This is a genomic window from Nocardioides phosphati (assembly GCF_014646375.1).
Classification (GTDB): Bacteria; Actinomycetota; Actinomycetes; order Propionibacteriales; family Nocardioidaceae; genus Nocardioides; species Nocardioides phosphati.
This window is the reverse complement of the sequence record NZ_BMNI01000003.1, coordinates 211,628-224,825: the sequence shown is the minus strand read 5'-3', so window position 1 is coordinate 224,825 and position 13,198 is coordinate 211,628. Positions and strand designations below refer to the sequence as shown.

The window sequence follows — 13,198 nt, the reverse complement described above, 5'->3', positions numbered from 1 at the left end:
AGGGCGCGCCTGGCAAACCGCAGGGTTTGTCAGACACGCCCTCGGTCCCCTGGTCAGCGCGGCGGCAGCGTCAGGATCTCGGGGCCGTCGTCGGTGATCGCGACGGTGTGCTCGCTGTGGGCCGTGAGGCAGCCGGTCGCACTCTTGAGCGTCCAGCCGTCGGTGTCGGTCACCAGCTCGGCGGTGTCGGCCATGACCCACGGCTCGAGGGCGAGCATCAGGCCCGGGCGGAGCGTGAAGCCGCGACCGGGGCGGCCGTGGTTCGCCACGTGCGGGTCCTGGTGCATCGTCGAGCCGATGCCGTGGCCGCCGTACTGGAGGTTGACCCGGTAGCCCGCGGCCTCGAGCACGGTGCCGATCGCGTAGGAGAGGTCGCCGACCTTGGCGCCGACCACGGCCGCGTCGATGGCGGCGGCGAGGGCGCGCTCGGTCGCGCCGATGAGGGCGTCGCACGCGGGGTCGGGCTGGCCACCGACGACGAAGCTGATCGCTGCGTCGGCTGCGACGCCACCGGTCAGCAGTGCGAGGTCGAGCGTGAGCAGGTCACCGTCGCGCAGCGCGTAGTCGTGCGGTCGCGCGTGGAGCACCGCGTCGTTGACGCCCGTGCAGATGTAGTGCGCGAACGGCCCCCGCCCGAAGCCCGACGGCACGTAGTCGACGTAGCAGGACTCCGCCCCCGCCTCCTCGATCATCGCCTTGGTCCAGGCGTCGATCTCGAGCAGGTTGGTGCCCGCCTTCGACCGCTCCTTGAGCGTCTGCAGGATGTGGCCGACGAGCGCGCCGGACTCCCGGGCCTGGGCGAGCCGCGCGGGCTTGAGGATCTCGATCACGGCAGCAGGGTACGGCGCGGCGGTTGCTGCGGCGCATGGGCCTGACCCGAGCCTGCCCTCCCGGCGGGACTCACTCGGCCTCCGCCTGCTCGGTCGCGTGCTGGCGCAGCATCGCCGGCTGCAGGATCGCGGCGCCACCGCGCTTGTAGAGCGTGGCGGGCCGGCCCGCCGCCTGGGTGTCGCCCTTGGTGTCGGTCGCCTCGACGAACCCCTTCGTGCTGATCACCTTGCGCCGGAAGGCGCCGAGCGACGGCGGCTTGCCCCACACCGCGGCGTACACGCGATGGAGCTCGGCGAGGGTGAACGGCTCCTCGACGAACTCGGTCGCGAGGGTCGTGTACTCGAGCTTCGAGCGGACCCGCTCGAGGGCGTCGGTGAGGATCTCGGCGTGGTCGAAGGCGAGCGGCGGCGCGTCCTCCGCGGCGAAGACCTCGTCGACCGCCCACCAGCGCGCGTTGCGGGCGTCGTCGCCGGCGACCGGGGCGGGCAGGTTGGGCGCGAAGGCGACGTGGGCGACCGAGACGATCCGGTGCCGCGGGTCGCGGTCGGGTGCGGAGTAGGTCTTCAGCTGTTCGAGGTGGCCGGCCCACTGCTCGACGCCGGTCTCCTCGGCGAGTTCGCGCCAGGCGGCCGCTTCGGCGTCCTCGCCCGGGTCCATGAAGCCCCCGGGCAGCGCCCAGTGCCCGCGGTAGGGGTCGTCGCCGCGCTGGATCAGCAGCACCGACAGCGCGCCGTTGCGGATCGTGAAGACGGCCAGGTCGACGGTCACGAAGACCGGCGGGTACTTCGACGCGTCGTAGGCGGTGGGGTGCTGGTCGGAGGTGGTCATGCCGTTTCCTTCCGTACGACGACGCCGCGCGCCGCCATCTCGTCGAGCGCTGCGGTGGTGGTCTCGGGGGCGACGCCGGCGTGCAGGCCGGGGAGCAGGGTGACCGCGAAGCCGGCGTCCACCGCGTCGAGCGCCGTCGCCCGGACGCAGTAGTCGGTGGCGATGCCGCAGACGTCGACCTCGGTGACGCCCTGCGCGCGGAGCGTGTCGGCAAGCGTCTCGCCGCTGCCGGTGAGGCCCTGGAACGCCGAGTACGCCGGCTCGCCCCTGCCCTTGCTGACGACGACCGCCTGCGCGGCCTCGAGCGCAGGGCCGACCGGCCCGGCGAACTGGGCACCCTCCGTGCCCGCCACGCAGTGCACGGGCCACGTGGTGGCGTAGTCCGGCTGCTCGCCGGCGGGCGGGAAGTGGCCGCCGTTGAGGTTGTCGGGGTCGTGCCAGTCGCGGCTCGCGACGACGACGTCGTAATCGGCCGCGCGGGCAACGAGGTGGTCGGCGATCGCCGCGGCGACGCCGAGGCCCCCGGCGACGGCGAGCGAGCCGCCCTCGCAGAAGTCGTTCTGGACGTCGACGACGACGAGCGCGCGACGTGGGGTCGGAGCAGTCGGTGCAGTCATGTCAGGCCTCCTGAGGGGCGGGGAGAAGGACGGTGGGGACGACGACGGGCTCGCCGTCGGTGACGTCGCGCTCGTGCGGCGAGAGCGCGGCGAGGGCGGCGGCGCAGGTGCGGCGGCTCTCCTCGATCGTCGGCACGTGCTGGACGACGCCCTCGCGGACGACCGTGACCTGCGGGCTCTCGTGGCGGGTGCCGCGGAGCCGCTCCGGCACCTCGGTCGAGCCCGGCACGTGGAGCTCCTGGACGATCGCGCCGTCGTCGTCGAAGACGCGCCAGACCGTCTTGCGACCGCCGACCGAGGCCTTGTCGCGCGCCTTCTTGGCGACCGGTCGCATCGTGCCGTCGGGCTGCTCGATCGCGACCAGCTTGTAGACCATCCCGGCCGTCGGGTGGCCCGAGCCGGTCGCGACGCGCGTGCCCGCGCCGTACCCGTCGATGGGGGCGTCCTGAAGCGCGGTGATGACGTACTCGTCGAGGTCGCTCGTCACCGTGATCCGCGTGTCGGCGGCGCCGAGCTCGTCGAGCAGGGCGCGCGCCCGCCAGGCCTCCTCGGCCAGGTCGCCCGAGTCGATGCGGATCGCGCCGGGGCCGGTCGCGCCGGCCTCGCGGGCCGCGGTGACGGCGTTGCGGATCCCCGTCGGGATGTCGTAGGTGTCGACGAGCAGGCTCGTGCCCGGCCCGTGTGCGCGCACCTGGCTGCGGAACGCGTCGAGCTCGGAGTCGTGCGCCAGCGTGAAGGCGTGCGCCGCCGTGCCGACCGTCGGGATGCCGTGGCGGTAGCCCGCCGCCAGGTTGCTGGTCGAGGCGAACCCCGCGATGTACGCCGCCCGGGCGGTCGCGACCGCCGCCTCCTCGTGCGTGCGCCGCGAGCCCATCTCGATGAGCGCACGTCCGCCGTCCTCGGGTCGACCACCGGCTGCCGTGACCATGCGGGCCGCGGCCGAGGCGATCGCGCTGTCGTGGTTGAGCACGCTGAGCACCAGCGTCTCGAGGACGATGCACTCCCCCAGCGTGCCCGCCACCGTCACGACCGGGGTGCCGGGGAAGTAGAGCTCGCCCTCCGGGATCGCCTCGATCGTGCCGTTGAAACGGAAGGCGCGGAGGTAGTCGGCGGTGGCCGCGTCGATGACCCGCTCGTCGAGCAGCCAGGCGACCTCGTCGGCGTCGAAGCGGAAGTCGTGGAGGAGGGGCACGAGCCGTCCCAGGCCTGCGACCACGCCGTACCGGCGCCCCACCGGGAGCCGCCGGGCGAAGGCCTCGAAGACCGCCTGCCGACCCACGGAGCCGTCGGCGATGAACGACGCGAGCATGGTCAGCTCGTAGCGGTCGGTGAGGAGGCCGGGGCCGCCGGCGGCGTTCGTCCTGGTGCTCATGGGTGCCTCCTGTGAATTATGAACACAGTGAGCATAAGCCGGATCACGGCCAGCGCAAGGCCTTCCGGGGATATTTCTTACGATGTGCGCAAAATTGGCGTCGGGGGCTCGGGCACAGGCGGCGGAACCCGGCCGCGCTCGCTAGCCTCGGCCCGTGTCACGAGCCAGGATCGCCTCCGCCTACGACGCCCGCGCGGACGAGTACGTCGAGAAGATGGGCGCGCTCCACCAGATGGCCGCGCAGGACCGCGCCACGATCAGGGACTGGCGCGATGCGACGGCGGGCCGACTGCTCGACGCTGGCTGCGGCCCGGGCCACTGGACCGACGTGCTGGCGGACGACGGCCGGCGGGAGGCGCTGGGCCTCGACGGCTCCGCAGGGTTCCTCGCCTCCGCCCGGCGGCGGTTCCCCGCGCAGGCGTTCCTTGCCGGCGACCTCGCCGCACTGCCGCTCGCCCCGGGAGCCGTCGGCGGCGTCCTGGCCTGGTACTCGATCATCCACACCGCCCCGGCGGGCCTCCCTGCGGTCCTGGGTGAGCTCGCCCGTGTCCTCACCCCCGGCGGCTCGCTCCTGCTCGGCTTCTTCGACGGCGAGCCGGGCCTCCCCTTCGACCACGCCGTCACCACGGCGTACTTCTGGTCGGCGGAGGCACTCACCGACCTGCTCCGCCCCCACGGCTTCGTGGTCGAGCGCTCTGCCTCGCGCCACGACCCCGGCGTACGCCGCCGGCACGGCGAACTGCTGGCGACCCGCTCAGCCACGTCGGCCCCACCCGGACGTCACTGACGCCCTGGTCAGCCGACGATCGCCTCCAGGCCGCCCCACACGACGGTCATGAAGTGGTCGACGAGGGTCTCGGTGGTCAGCGACGGGTGCTCGTGCCACCATTTCGCCAGCTGCTCGCAGGCGCCCGAGATGACATGCGCAGCAGCCGAGGCGACCTCGGCGTCCGTCGCCGGCGCGGCTGCGGCGACGAGCAGCGCGATCCGGTCGGCCGTCGCGTAGCGCAGCGCAGCGGCCTCGGCGGCCAGCGGGCCGGCGACCGCCGCCCCGGCCCCGTAGAGGAGGTCCCAGCGGTGCCGGCTGGTGCGCACGAACTCGAAGTACGCCGTCACGCCCGCCCGGAGCTGGTCACGGGGCGCCTCCTGCGCGAGCGCAGCCGTCGCGAACGCCTCCTCGAGCTCCGCGCGGGCGCTTCGCAGGCAGGAGAGGTAGAGCTCGTCGGTGTCGCGGAAGTACTTGTAGATGAGCGTCCGGGTCACCCCGGCCGCCGCGGCGACGTCTCCCACCGAGGTGCCCTGGTAGCCGTGCCGGGCGAACACGGTCGCCGCCGACTCGAGCAGCTGCGCGCGCCTGCGGTCGGCGGGCCAGCGCTCCCGCGCACGGGGCGAGGCAGCGGCGGTCGCGACGTCGTCAGGCACGTGCGAAGCATAGGCAGCCCTGCCCACGGACCGATCCGTTGACAGGTGACACTAGTGTCACTAACGTCCGAGTGGCGGCCGTCACACAGAGCGTCGGCCCTTTCCACGAAGGAGAACGACGTCATGGTGCGCACCCCCCACCGCTTCCGCAGGCTCGCCGCCCTCGCAGCGTCCGTCGCCGGCATTGCCCTCGTCCCCGCGCTCGCTGCGCCGGCATCAGCGACGACGAGCGGCGTGAACGACTGGTCCTGTACGCCGAGCGCGGCGCACCCGCGCCCCGTGGTCCTGTGGCACGGCCTGGGCTCCAACGGCCCGACCGACATGGGCAGCGACGCCCAGTTCCTCGCGCAGAAGGGCTACTGCACCTACTACACGACGTACGGCACGACGTACTACGGCCCCTACACCGGCGGCCTCGCCTCGATGAGGACCAGCGCTGCGGAGCTCGGTGGCTTCGTCGACCAGGTCCGCCAGGCGGCCGGCACCGCCACGGTCGACATCGTCGGCCACTCCGAGGGCACCACGGTGCCGGCGTACTACCTGAAGGTCCTCGGCGGCAGCGCGAAGGTGACGAACTTCGTCGGCTTCGGCTCGAACTTCAAGGGCACGACGCTCGGCGGCCTGCAGACCCTGGCCGACGTCACCGGCTTCCGCCCGATCCTGGACGCGGGCGGGTGCACCGCGTGCAACGAGTTCGCACCGGACTCCTCGTTCATCGCCGACCTCAACGCCGGCGGGGTCACCGTGCCCGGCACGAGCTACACGAGCATCGTCACGAAGTACGACGAGGCCGTGAACCCCTACACGAGCGGGGTCCTGGCGCCGGCAGCGAACGTCCACAACATCACCCTCCAGGACGTCTGCCCCCTCGACTTCAGCGGCCACGTGGCGCTGGCGGTCGACCCGAACGTCCAGGCGCTCATCGCCAACGCGCTCGACCCGGCGCACGCGACGCCCGTGCCGTGCATCCCCATGCCCTGGGTCTCCTGACACCGCCAGGAGCGGTCAGCGGAGCCGACTAGAGGTCACGCCACATCCGCACGTGCGGGCCGATGTCGGGGTCGATCCACGGGTCGCCGAGCTCCGCGAAGCCGGCCCGGAGGTAGAGGCCGACCGCAGCGGTGCGCGCGTTGCACCAGACCACCGCGGCGCCGCGGAGCCGCAGCTCGTCGAGCAGACGGTCGAGCACCGCGGCGCCGTGGCCCTGGCCGCGGTGTGCCGGATCGGTCGCCATGCCGCGCAGCCGCCACACGCCTTCGCGCGCCGCCGGCCCGTCCTCGCCGGGGAACGGGTCCGGATGAGCCACGACGCAGGAGACGAGCGACCTCTCGACGAGCGCCCCGATCGCGAAGAGCTCGGGGACGTCGGTCTCGGCCAGCACCTCGTCGTACGACTGGTGGGGGCGCAGCACGCGCTGCCGCAGCCAGACGGTGGCGTAGGGGTCGACCTGCTCGACGGAGAGACTCGTCACCGGATCATCGTCGCCCAGGCCGACCCGACCTGCCGCCCCGCGATCCGCCAGCGGGCCGGGGCTGCGCCTGCGGCTGCATCACGGCGGCGGCTCCGGGGAGCCGCTTCATCCACGCGGTGTGGCCGGACTCCAGCGAGATGTTGACGGCAGCGAGGAGCGCGACCAGCACGACCTCGAGGTGGAGGAACCGGAGCGCGGCCACCCCGACGCCGCTGACCGACATCACGACGAGCATCGGGACCATGCGGCCGAACGGCTGCATGAAGGCGAGCCGCGGGCTGCACAGGAAGCGCTCGCCCCGGGCGAACCAGCCGAGCAGCAGCGCGATCAGGTGGCTGAGGAAGAACCCGACTGCGGCCGGCAGCCACGCCCGCCCTCCGGCGATCGGCCCCTCGCCCGACCAGAAGCCGATCCGGTCGAGGTACGCCGCCACGATCGTCGCGTCGGTGGTGAAGAGCAGGACGAGGAACATCGCCTGGAGCGTCACCAGCAGGCCGTAGAAGAGCACGAACATGATCGGCCGGGCGATCGCATCGCCCCGCTTGTCACGCGGCTCACCCCTGGCGGTGAGGAGGCGCACGACGCCGAAGGCGCCGATGACCACCAGCTCGAGCCAGTACGCCGTGAAGACGTCGGCCGCGTTCATCCGGCCGATCAGGATGCCGACGACGGGCAGCAGGTTGGCGACCACGGTGACGCCGAGCGTGATCATCCGCGCCCGCGCCGGCGGGAGTCGGCGTACGGCCTCGCCGAGGGCCCGGAGACCGAGGATGCGGAGGACGACGTTCATGGCGCGGGCCTCAGCGCTGCATGTCGACGAAGCGCGAGTAGTGGCCCTGGAACGCGACGGTGATGTCGCGGGTGGGGCCGTTACGGTGCTTCGCGACGATGATGTCGGCCTCGCCCGGGCGGGTCGACTCGCGCTCGTAGACGTCGTCACGGTGCAGCAGGATGACCATGTCGGCGTCCTGCTCGAGGGAGCCGGACTCACGCAGGTCGGAGACCATCGGGCGCTTGTCGGCGCGCTGCTCGGGGCCACGGTTGAGCTGCGAGAGCGCGATGATCGGGACCTCGAGCTCCTTGGCGAGGAGCTTGATGTTGCGGGAGAACTCCGAGACCTCGAGCTGACGCGACTCGACCTTCTTGCCCGAGCTCATCAGCTGCATGTAGTCGATGACGATGAGCTTGAGGTCGTGCTTCTGCTTGAGGCGGCGCGCCTTCGCGCGGATCTCCATCATCGTCATGTTGGGCGAGTCGTCGATGAAGAACGGCGCGGAGGAGACCTCGCCCATCTTGCGCGCGATCTTGGCCCAGTCGTCATCGGTCATCTGACCGGTGCGGATGTGGTTGAGCGGCACCTTCGCCTCGGCGCTCAGGAGACGCATGGTGATCTCCGAGCGGTTCATCTCGAGGCTGAAGAAGCAGCTGGTCAGGTTGTTGTGGATCGACGCCGCGCGGCAGAAGTCGAGGGCGAGCGTCGACTTACCCATCGCGGGTCGGGCCGCGACGATGATCATCTGGCCGGCGTGGAGGCCGTTGGTGAGCTCGTCGAACTCGGCGAAGCCGGTCGGCACGCCGTAGACGCCGGCCTCGCGGTTGCCGATCGCCTCGATCTCGTCGAGCACGCCCTCCATCACGTCGCCGAGCGGGACGTAGTCCTCCTTCCGGCTGCCGTCGGCGAGGCCGTAGACCTCCGCCTGGGCCTGGTCGACGAGGCCCGCGATCTCGCCCTCTCCGGCGTAGCCGAGCTGGACGATCTTGGTGCCGGCGGTGACCATCCGCCGCAGGATCGCCTTCTCCTTGACGATCTCGGCGTAGTACATCGCGTTGGCCGCGATCGGCACGTTGGCCGCGAGCGTGTGGAGGTACGGCGCACCGCCAACGCGCTCGAGCTCACCCTTGCGACCGAGCTCGTTGGCGACGGTGATCGGGTCCGCCGGCTCGCCACGGCTGAGGTTGAGGTCGACGATCGTGTCGTAGATGACCTCGTGGGCGGGCCGGTAGAAGTCGGCGCCGCGCAGGATCTCGCCGACCTCGGCGATCGTGTCCTTCGACAGCAGCATCGACCCGAGGACGCTCTGCTCGGCCGCGTTGTCCTGCGGCGGCGTGCGGTCGCCCGGGCGGCGCGGCGCGTTGCCCGGCTCGTACGACGCGGGGCCGTCGCCCCACGTGTCCGCGGGCTCGGGGGCCGGCGGCACGTCGTCGTACTCGGTCACGCTCATGGGCTGACCGTAGGCCCTGCCCCCGACATCACCCAAAGAATTGACGGATGGTTATCCACAGGCCATGTGGAGAACCTCGGGAAACAGTGGACGACACGCCCGCACAATGTGCACGGGCTGCGGAGGAACCTGTGGACAACCACTCACCTACCCCAGGTATGTGGCTACTGACCTGCACAAACACTCGTCCACACCTGTGGACAGAAATCAGTTCGACGGTGCCTGCCCGCCCGCCCCGGCGCGCCGGACGCCATGTTGTCTTGTCGACAATCGCCATGTGACTCGCCGGTATTCACAGCTTGTCCACTGGTCGCGACCTGGACGATCGGCCAGCGGCCCGGAGCCACCCCGCCCCACCGCGAGCACCCACGCCTGACCAGCACGGATACGGTCACCGGGTGAGCACGCCAGCCGACGACCACGTCACCCGCCGGGCGCAGAGGGCGGCGACGGACGCCGAGATCCTGCGCCTCGCCTGGCCCGCGTTCCTCGCGCTCGTCGCGGAGCCCCTCTTCGTCCTCGCCGACGCCGTGATCGTCGGCCACCTCGGCACGACGCAGCTCGCCGCAGCCGGCGTCGCCGGGGCACTGATGACCACGCTCGTCGGCCTCTGCGTCTTCCTCGCCTACGGCACCACCGCCTCGGTCGCCCGACGGATCGGCGCGGGCGACACCGCCGGTGCGCTGGCCGGCGGCATCGACGGCCTCTGGCTCGCGGTCGCGATCGGCCTGGCGGTCACGGTCGCCGCCTGGCCCCTGGCGCCCACCCTCGTCCGCCTCCTCGGCGCGAGCGACGAGGTCGCCGGCCCCGCTGCCGGCTACCTGCGGATCGCGGCCGCCGGCACCACGCCGCTGCTGCTCATGCTCGCCGCCACGGGCGTGCTCCGCGGCCTGCAGGACACCCGCACCCCGCTCGCCGCCGCGGTCGGCGGCAACGTCCTCAACATCGTCCTCAACGTCGTCCTCGTCTACGGCCTCGGCTCCTTCGACGGCCTCGGCCTGTCCGGCTCGGCGCTCGGCTCCGTGCTCGCCCAGCTCGCCACAGCAGCGCTGCTCGTCGGGGTCGTCGCCCGCGGCGCCCGCCGCGCCGGCGTCTCCCTGGCCCCCGACCTCCCGGGCGTGCGCGCGGCCGGCCGCGCCGGCGTACCGCTGGTGGTGCGGACGCTCACCCTGCGCGCCGCCCTCCTCCTCACCGTGTACGCCGTCGCCGCGCTGCCGGCGGGCCGCGGCGGCGACGACGCGGGCCTGGCCGCGCACCAGGTCGCGATGGCCGTGTGGGGCTTCCTGGCGTACGCGCTCGACGCGATCGCGATCGCCGCCCAGGCGATCACCGGGCGGTCGCTCGGGGCAGGCGACCGCGCCGAGGCGAGGGCGCTGACCACCCGCATGCTGCAGTGGGGCGTGGCGGCCGGCGTGGCCACCGGGCTCGGGCTCGCCGCCCTCGCGCCGTTCCTGGGCCGGCTCTTCACCGACGACCGCACGGTGCTCGACCTGCTCGTGCCGGTGCTCCTCGTCGCCGCCCTCGCGCAACCGGTGGCAGGTGTCGTCTTCGTGCTCGACGGGGTGCTGATCGGGGCGGGCGACGGGCGCTACCTCGCCTTCGCCGGGCTGGTCACCCTCGTCGTCTACGCGCCGCTGGCGCTGCTGGCCCCGTCGCTCACGTGGCTGTGGGCCGCGTTCGCGTTCGGCTTCATGGCCGCGCGCGCCGGCGTACTGCTGCATCGCGCGCGCGGCGAGCGGTGGATGGTGATCGGCACTACGCTCGCCCGGTGACCACCAGCCCGAAGCCCGTCCCGGCCACCCCGACCATCCGGCCGATGGTCCTGATCGGGCTCGGCCTGCTGATCGACCTGGTCGACCCGGCGCTCAACGGCTGGGACCTCCTGCCCGACTGGGCGGGCTGGATCCTCGTGCTGATCGGCACCGCGGTCTTCGCACGGCAGCTGCCCAGCCGCGGCCTGATGCTCACCGCTGCCGCCGGTGCGCTCGTCCTGTCGGCCGCCCTGTGGCCGCCGGCCTCGATCGACTGGCTCAAGGACCAGGACGCGTCCGTCGCGTGGTCCTGCACCCTGCCCGCCATCGCCTGGGCGATCCTCTACAGCCTCGCCCTCTCCGGCCTGTCCCGGAAGGACCCGGGTGCGTCGTTCTGGTGGAAGTACATCGCCGCGATGAACGCCGCCGCGGCCGTCCTCCCCATCCTCGTGTACGGCGGCGGCATGGCGTCGCTCGAGACCTTCATGTTCGTCCTCGGCTGGCTCGGCCAGCTCTGCGCCACGGTCTTCAGCTTCCTGCACTCGCGCCGCGACTGGGCCCTCGTCCCCCAGCCCGCCTGAGGCCTGTCCGCTCGCCCACCCGGCGTACGTCGGAATGGGTCCTGCCCGCTCGCGCCAATGTGTCACTGCGACAGTTCGGCCAGGTGTGACAGTGCGGAAGTGTCACGTCAGCCCAAAGTGTCACAGTGACACTCTGGCCCGGCCGGACGTCACCGACGCAGGCGTGGGGAGGTGGCCGACCCCCGGCACTTGGGTCCTGGAGCGAGGAACGAGCGGAAGGGTCCCAGCCGGGTGGTCGGGCGTCCTCCCCACGCCGGAGGCGGGGACGACCGGCCTCCCCAAATGCACGAGGCCCCGGCCCGCCGAAGCGGACCGGGGCCTTGCTGTGTCAGGACGCGTCAGGCGGCGACGACGTTGACGGTGGCCGTGGCCACGACGTCGTCGTGCAGCTTGACGGTGACGGTGTGCGCACCGAGCGACTTGACGGCGGTCTTGACCGCGATCGTGCGCTTGTCGATGCCCTCGCCGGCGACAGCCTCGAGGGCGGTCGCGATCTCGGCGACGGTGACCGCACCGAAGAGACGACCCTCAGCGCCGGCCTTGACCTTGACGGTCGCAGCCGAGCCCTCGAGCTTGCCCTTGATCTCCTCGGCGTGGCCGAGGTCGCGGGCGGCACGCGCGTTGCGCGCGGCCTTGATCGAGTCGACGGTCTTCTCGGCGCCACGGGTCCACGCGATCGCAACGCCCTGCGGAAGCAGGAAGTTGCGGGCGTAGCCGCCACGAACCTCGACGACGTCGCCAGCCGAGCCGAGGCCGGTGACTTCCTGGGTCAGGATGATCTTCGCCATGTCAGTCCCCTTTCTCAGCGACCGGTGGACGTGTAGGGCAGGAGCGCCATCTCGCGGGCGTTCTTGATCGCGGTCGCGATGTCGCGCTGCTCCTGGACGGAGACGCCGGTGACACGGCGAGCGCGGATCTTGCCGCGGTCGGAGATGAACTTGCGGAGAAGAGCGGTGTCCTTGTAGTCGACCTTGGTGACACCCGCTGCCTTGAGCGGGTTCGCCTTCTTCTTCGGCTTGCGAATAACAGGCTTCGCCATTGTGGTGCTTCCCTTCTAGAAGCCCGGCTCACGCCGGAATGGTGAGAGATTTTTCGACGACTGCGCCCCGTAGATGAGGGGAGCAGCCGGGGGAATCAGAACGGCGGCTCGTCGCCACCGACGCCGGGCGCACCCCACGGGTCGTTCTGCTGCGGGGCGGGGGCTGCCGGAGCACCCCAACCGCCACCGGACTGCATGCCGCCGCCCTGGGCCGGCGCCGCGGGCGTCGCCCACGGGTCGTCGGCCGGAGCGCCGCCACCAGCAGGACCACCCTGCGGAGCGCCGCCGCCGAAGCCACCACCGCCGCCGCCCTGACGGGTGGCGCGGGAGACCTTGGCGGTTGCGTACTTCAGGGACGGACCGACCTCTTCGACCTCGATCTCGAAGACGGTCCGCTTCTGACCCTCGCGGTCCTCGTAGGTCCGCGACTTCAGGCGGCCCTGCACGACGACACGCATGCCGCGCTGCAGGGACTCGGCGACGTTCTCCGCGGCCTGGCGCCAGACCGAGCAGGAGAGGAACAGCGCGTCGCCGTCCTTCCACTCGTTGCTCTGGCGGTCGAAGGTGCGCGGGGTCGACGCGATCCGGAAGTTCGCCACTGCAGCGCCCGAGGGCGTGAAGCGGAGCTCCGGGTCGTCGACCAGGTTGCCAACTACCGTGATGACGGTCTCGCCTGCCATGTCAGGTCCCTTTTCTGATTCGTGGATGTCCGTGTCGGGCCATCTTGGTGGTCACCACCGACAAAATCGATAGCGACCGACAAGATCAGGCGTCGGCGCGGAGGACCTTGGTCCGGAGGATCGACTCGTTCAGGCCGAGCTGACGCTCGAACTCCTTGACGGTCGCCGGCTCGGCGTTCAGCTGGAGGACGGCGTAGATGCCTTCCTCGTTCTTCTTGATCTCGTACGCCAGACGGCGACGACCCCAGACGTCCACGGCGTCGACGGTGCCACCGTCGTTGCGGATGACGTTCAGGTACTTGTCGAGGGACGGCTCAATGGTCCGCTCGTCAAGGCTCGGGTCGAGAATGACCATGACCTCGTATGCACGCATAGCTGTCTCCA

The 13,198-nt window shown here is 71.8% G+C and carries 16 protein-coding genes; 4 read left to right on the top strand and 12 right to left on the bottom strand.

What is annotated here, in order from left to right:
- Positions 1-53: 53 nt before the first annotated feature.
- The 4 genes from map to IEX47_RS08295 form a co-directional block, all read right to left on the bottom strand.
- Positions 54-830 carry a type I methionyl aminopeptidase gene (map, locus tag IEX47_RS08310; protein ID WP_188783532.1) on the bottom strand — a complete coding sequence of 259 codons (777 nt, stop codon included), beginning with the start codon at positions 828-830 and terminating at the stop codon, positions 54-56.
- Between the two features lie 70 nt (positions 831-900).
- Positions 901-1,659, bottom strand: coding sequence for an NUDIX hydrolase (locus IEX47_RS18145; RefSeq protein WP_188783531.1), 759 nt, complete (start codon positions 1,657-1,659; stop codon positions 901-903).
- Positions 1,656-2,276, bottom strand: coding sequence for an isochorismatase family protein (locus tag IEX47_RS08300; protein WP_188783530.1), 621 nt, complete (start codon positions 2,274-2,276; stop codon positions 1,656-1,658). The genes IEX47_RS18145 and IEX47_RS08300 overlap by 4 nt, the downstream gene beginning before the upstream one ends.
- A 1-nt stretch (position 2,277) precedes the next feature.
- Positions 2,278-3,648: a nicotinate phosphoribosyltransferase gene (locus tag IEX47_RS08295; protein WP_188783529.1), complete on the bottom strand. Its 1,371-nt coding sequence runs from the start codon at positions 3,646-3,648 to the stop codon at positions 2,278-2,280.
- Positions 3,649-3,802: 154 nt separating this feature from the next.
- On the opposite strand from IEX47_RS08295, the gene IEX47_RS08290 reads away from it, so the two are divergent.
- Complete coding sequence (locus IEX47_RS08290) at positions 3,803-4,435, top strand: class I SAM-dependent methyltransferase (RefSeq protein WP_188783528.1); 633 nt, start codon at positions 3,803-3,805, stop codon at positions 4,433-4,435.
- 8 nt (positions 4,436-4,443) lie between these two features.
- Here IEX47_RS08290 and IEX47_RS08285 read toward each other — a convergent pair whose 3' ends face one another.
- Positions 4,444-5,070: a TetR/AcrR family transcriptional regulator gene (locus tag IEX47_RS08285; RefSeq protein WP_188783527.1), complete on the bottom strand. Its 627-nt coding sequence runs from the start codon at positions 5,068-5,070 to the stop codon at positions 4,444-4,446.
- 123 nt (positions 5,071-5,193) lie between these two features.
- Between IEX47_RS08285 and IEX47_RS08280 the strand changes: the two genes are divergently transcribed.
- Positions 5,194-6,060 carry a lipase family alpha/beta hydrolase gene (locus IEX47_RS08280; protein ID WP_188783526.1) on the top strand — a complete coding sequence of 289 codons (867 nt, stop codon included), beginning with the start codon at positions 5,194-5,196 and terminating at the stop codon, positions 6,058-6,060.
- Positions 6,061-6,088: 28 nt separating this feature from the next.
- On the opposite strand, the gene IEX47_RS08275 is transcribed toward IEX47_RS08280, so the two are convergent.
- From IEX47_RS08275 to dnaB, 3 genes are read right to left on the bottom strand one after another with little or no spacing between them, the layout of a single operon-like run.
- Positions 6,089-6,541 carry a GNAT family N-acetyltransferase gene (locus tag IEX47_RS08275; protein WP_188783525.1) on the bottom strand — a complete coding sequence of 151 codons (453 nt, stop codon included), beginning with the start codon at positions 6,539-6,541 and terminating at the stop codon, positions 6,089-6,091.
- A 4-nt stretch (positions 6,542-6,545) separates the two neighbouring features.
- Positions 6,546-7,331 carry a DUF6498-containing protein gene (locus IEX47_RS08270; protein ID WP_188783524.1) on the bottom strand — a complete coding sequence of 262 codons (786 nt, stop codon included), beginning with the start codon at positions 7,329-7,331 and terminating at the stop codon, positions 6,546-6,548.
- Positions 7,332-7,341: 10 nt separating this feature from the next.
- Entirely contained in the window at positions 7,342-8,763 is a 1,422-nt protein-coding gene (gene dnaB, locus IEX47_RS08265; protein ID WP_188783523.1) for a replicative DNA helicase, read from the bottom strand.
- A 398-nt stretch (positions 8,764-9,161) separates the two neighbouring features.
- On the opposite strand from dnaB, the gene IEX47_RS08260 reads away from it, so the two are divergent.
- Together IEX47_RS08260 and IEX47_RS08255 are read left to right on the top strand one after the other, a co-directional pair.
- Positions 9,162-10,535 carry an MATE family efflux transporter gene (locus IEX47_RS08260; protein WP_188783522.1) on the top strand — a complete coding sequence of 458 codons (1,374 nt, stop codon included), beginning with the start codon at positions 9,162-9,164 and terminating at the stop codon, positions 10,533-10,535.
- Complete coding sequence (locus IEX47_RS08255; protein WP_188783521.1) at positions 10,532-11,095, top strand: hypothetical protein; 564 nt, start codon at positions 10,532-10,534, stop codon at positions 11,093-11,095. Before IEX47_RS08260 ends, IEX47_RS08255 begins: the two co-directional genes overlap by 4 nt.
- 338 nt (positions 11,096-11,433) lie before the next feature.
- On the opposite strand, the gene rplI is transcribed toward IEX47_RS08255, so the two are convergent.
- From rplI to rpsF, 4 genes are all read right to left on the bottom strand, one after another.
- Entirely contained in the window at positions 11,434-11,883 is a 450-nt protein-coding gene (gene rplI, locus IEX47_RS08250) for a 50S ribosomal protein L9 (protein WP_188783520.1), read from the bottom strand.
- Between the two features lie 14 nt (positions 11,884-11,897).
- Complete coding sequence (rpsR, locus tag IEX47_RS08245; protein ID WP_107701205.1) at positions 11,898-12,134, bottom strand: 30S ribosomal protein S18; 237 nt, start codon at positions 12,132-12,134, stop codon at positions 11,898-11,900.
- 95 nt (positions 12,135-12,229) lie between these two features.
- Positions 12,230-12,814, bottom strand: a complete 585-nt coding sequence (locus IEX47_RS08240; RefSeq protein ID WP_188783519.1) for a single-stranded DNA-binding protein — start codon at positions 12,812-12,814, stop codon at positions 12,230-12,232.
- An 85-nt stretch (positions 12,815-12,899) separates the two neighbouring features.
- Positions 12,900-13,187 carry a 30S ribosomal protein S6 gene (gene rpsF / locus IEX47_RS08235; protein ID WP_188783518.1) on the bottom strand — a complete coding sequence of 96 codons (288 nt, stop codon included), beginning with the start codon at positions 13,185-13,187 and terminating at the stop codon, positions 12,900-12,902.
- Positions 13,188-13,198 lie beyond the last annotated feature (11 nt).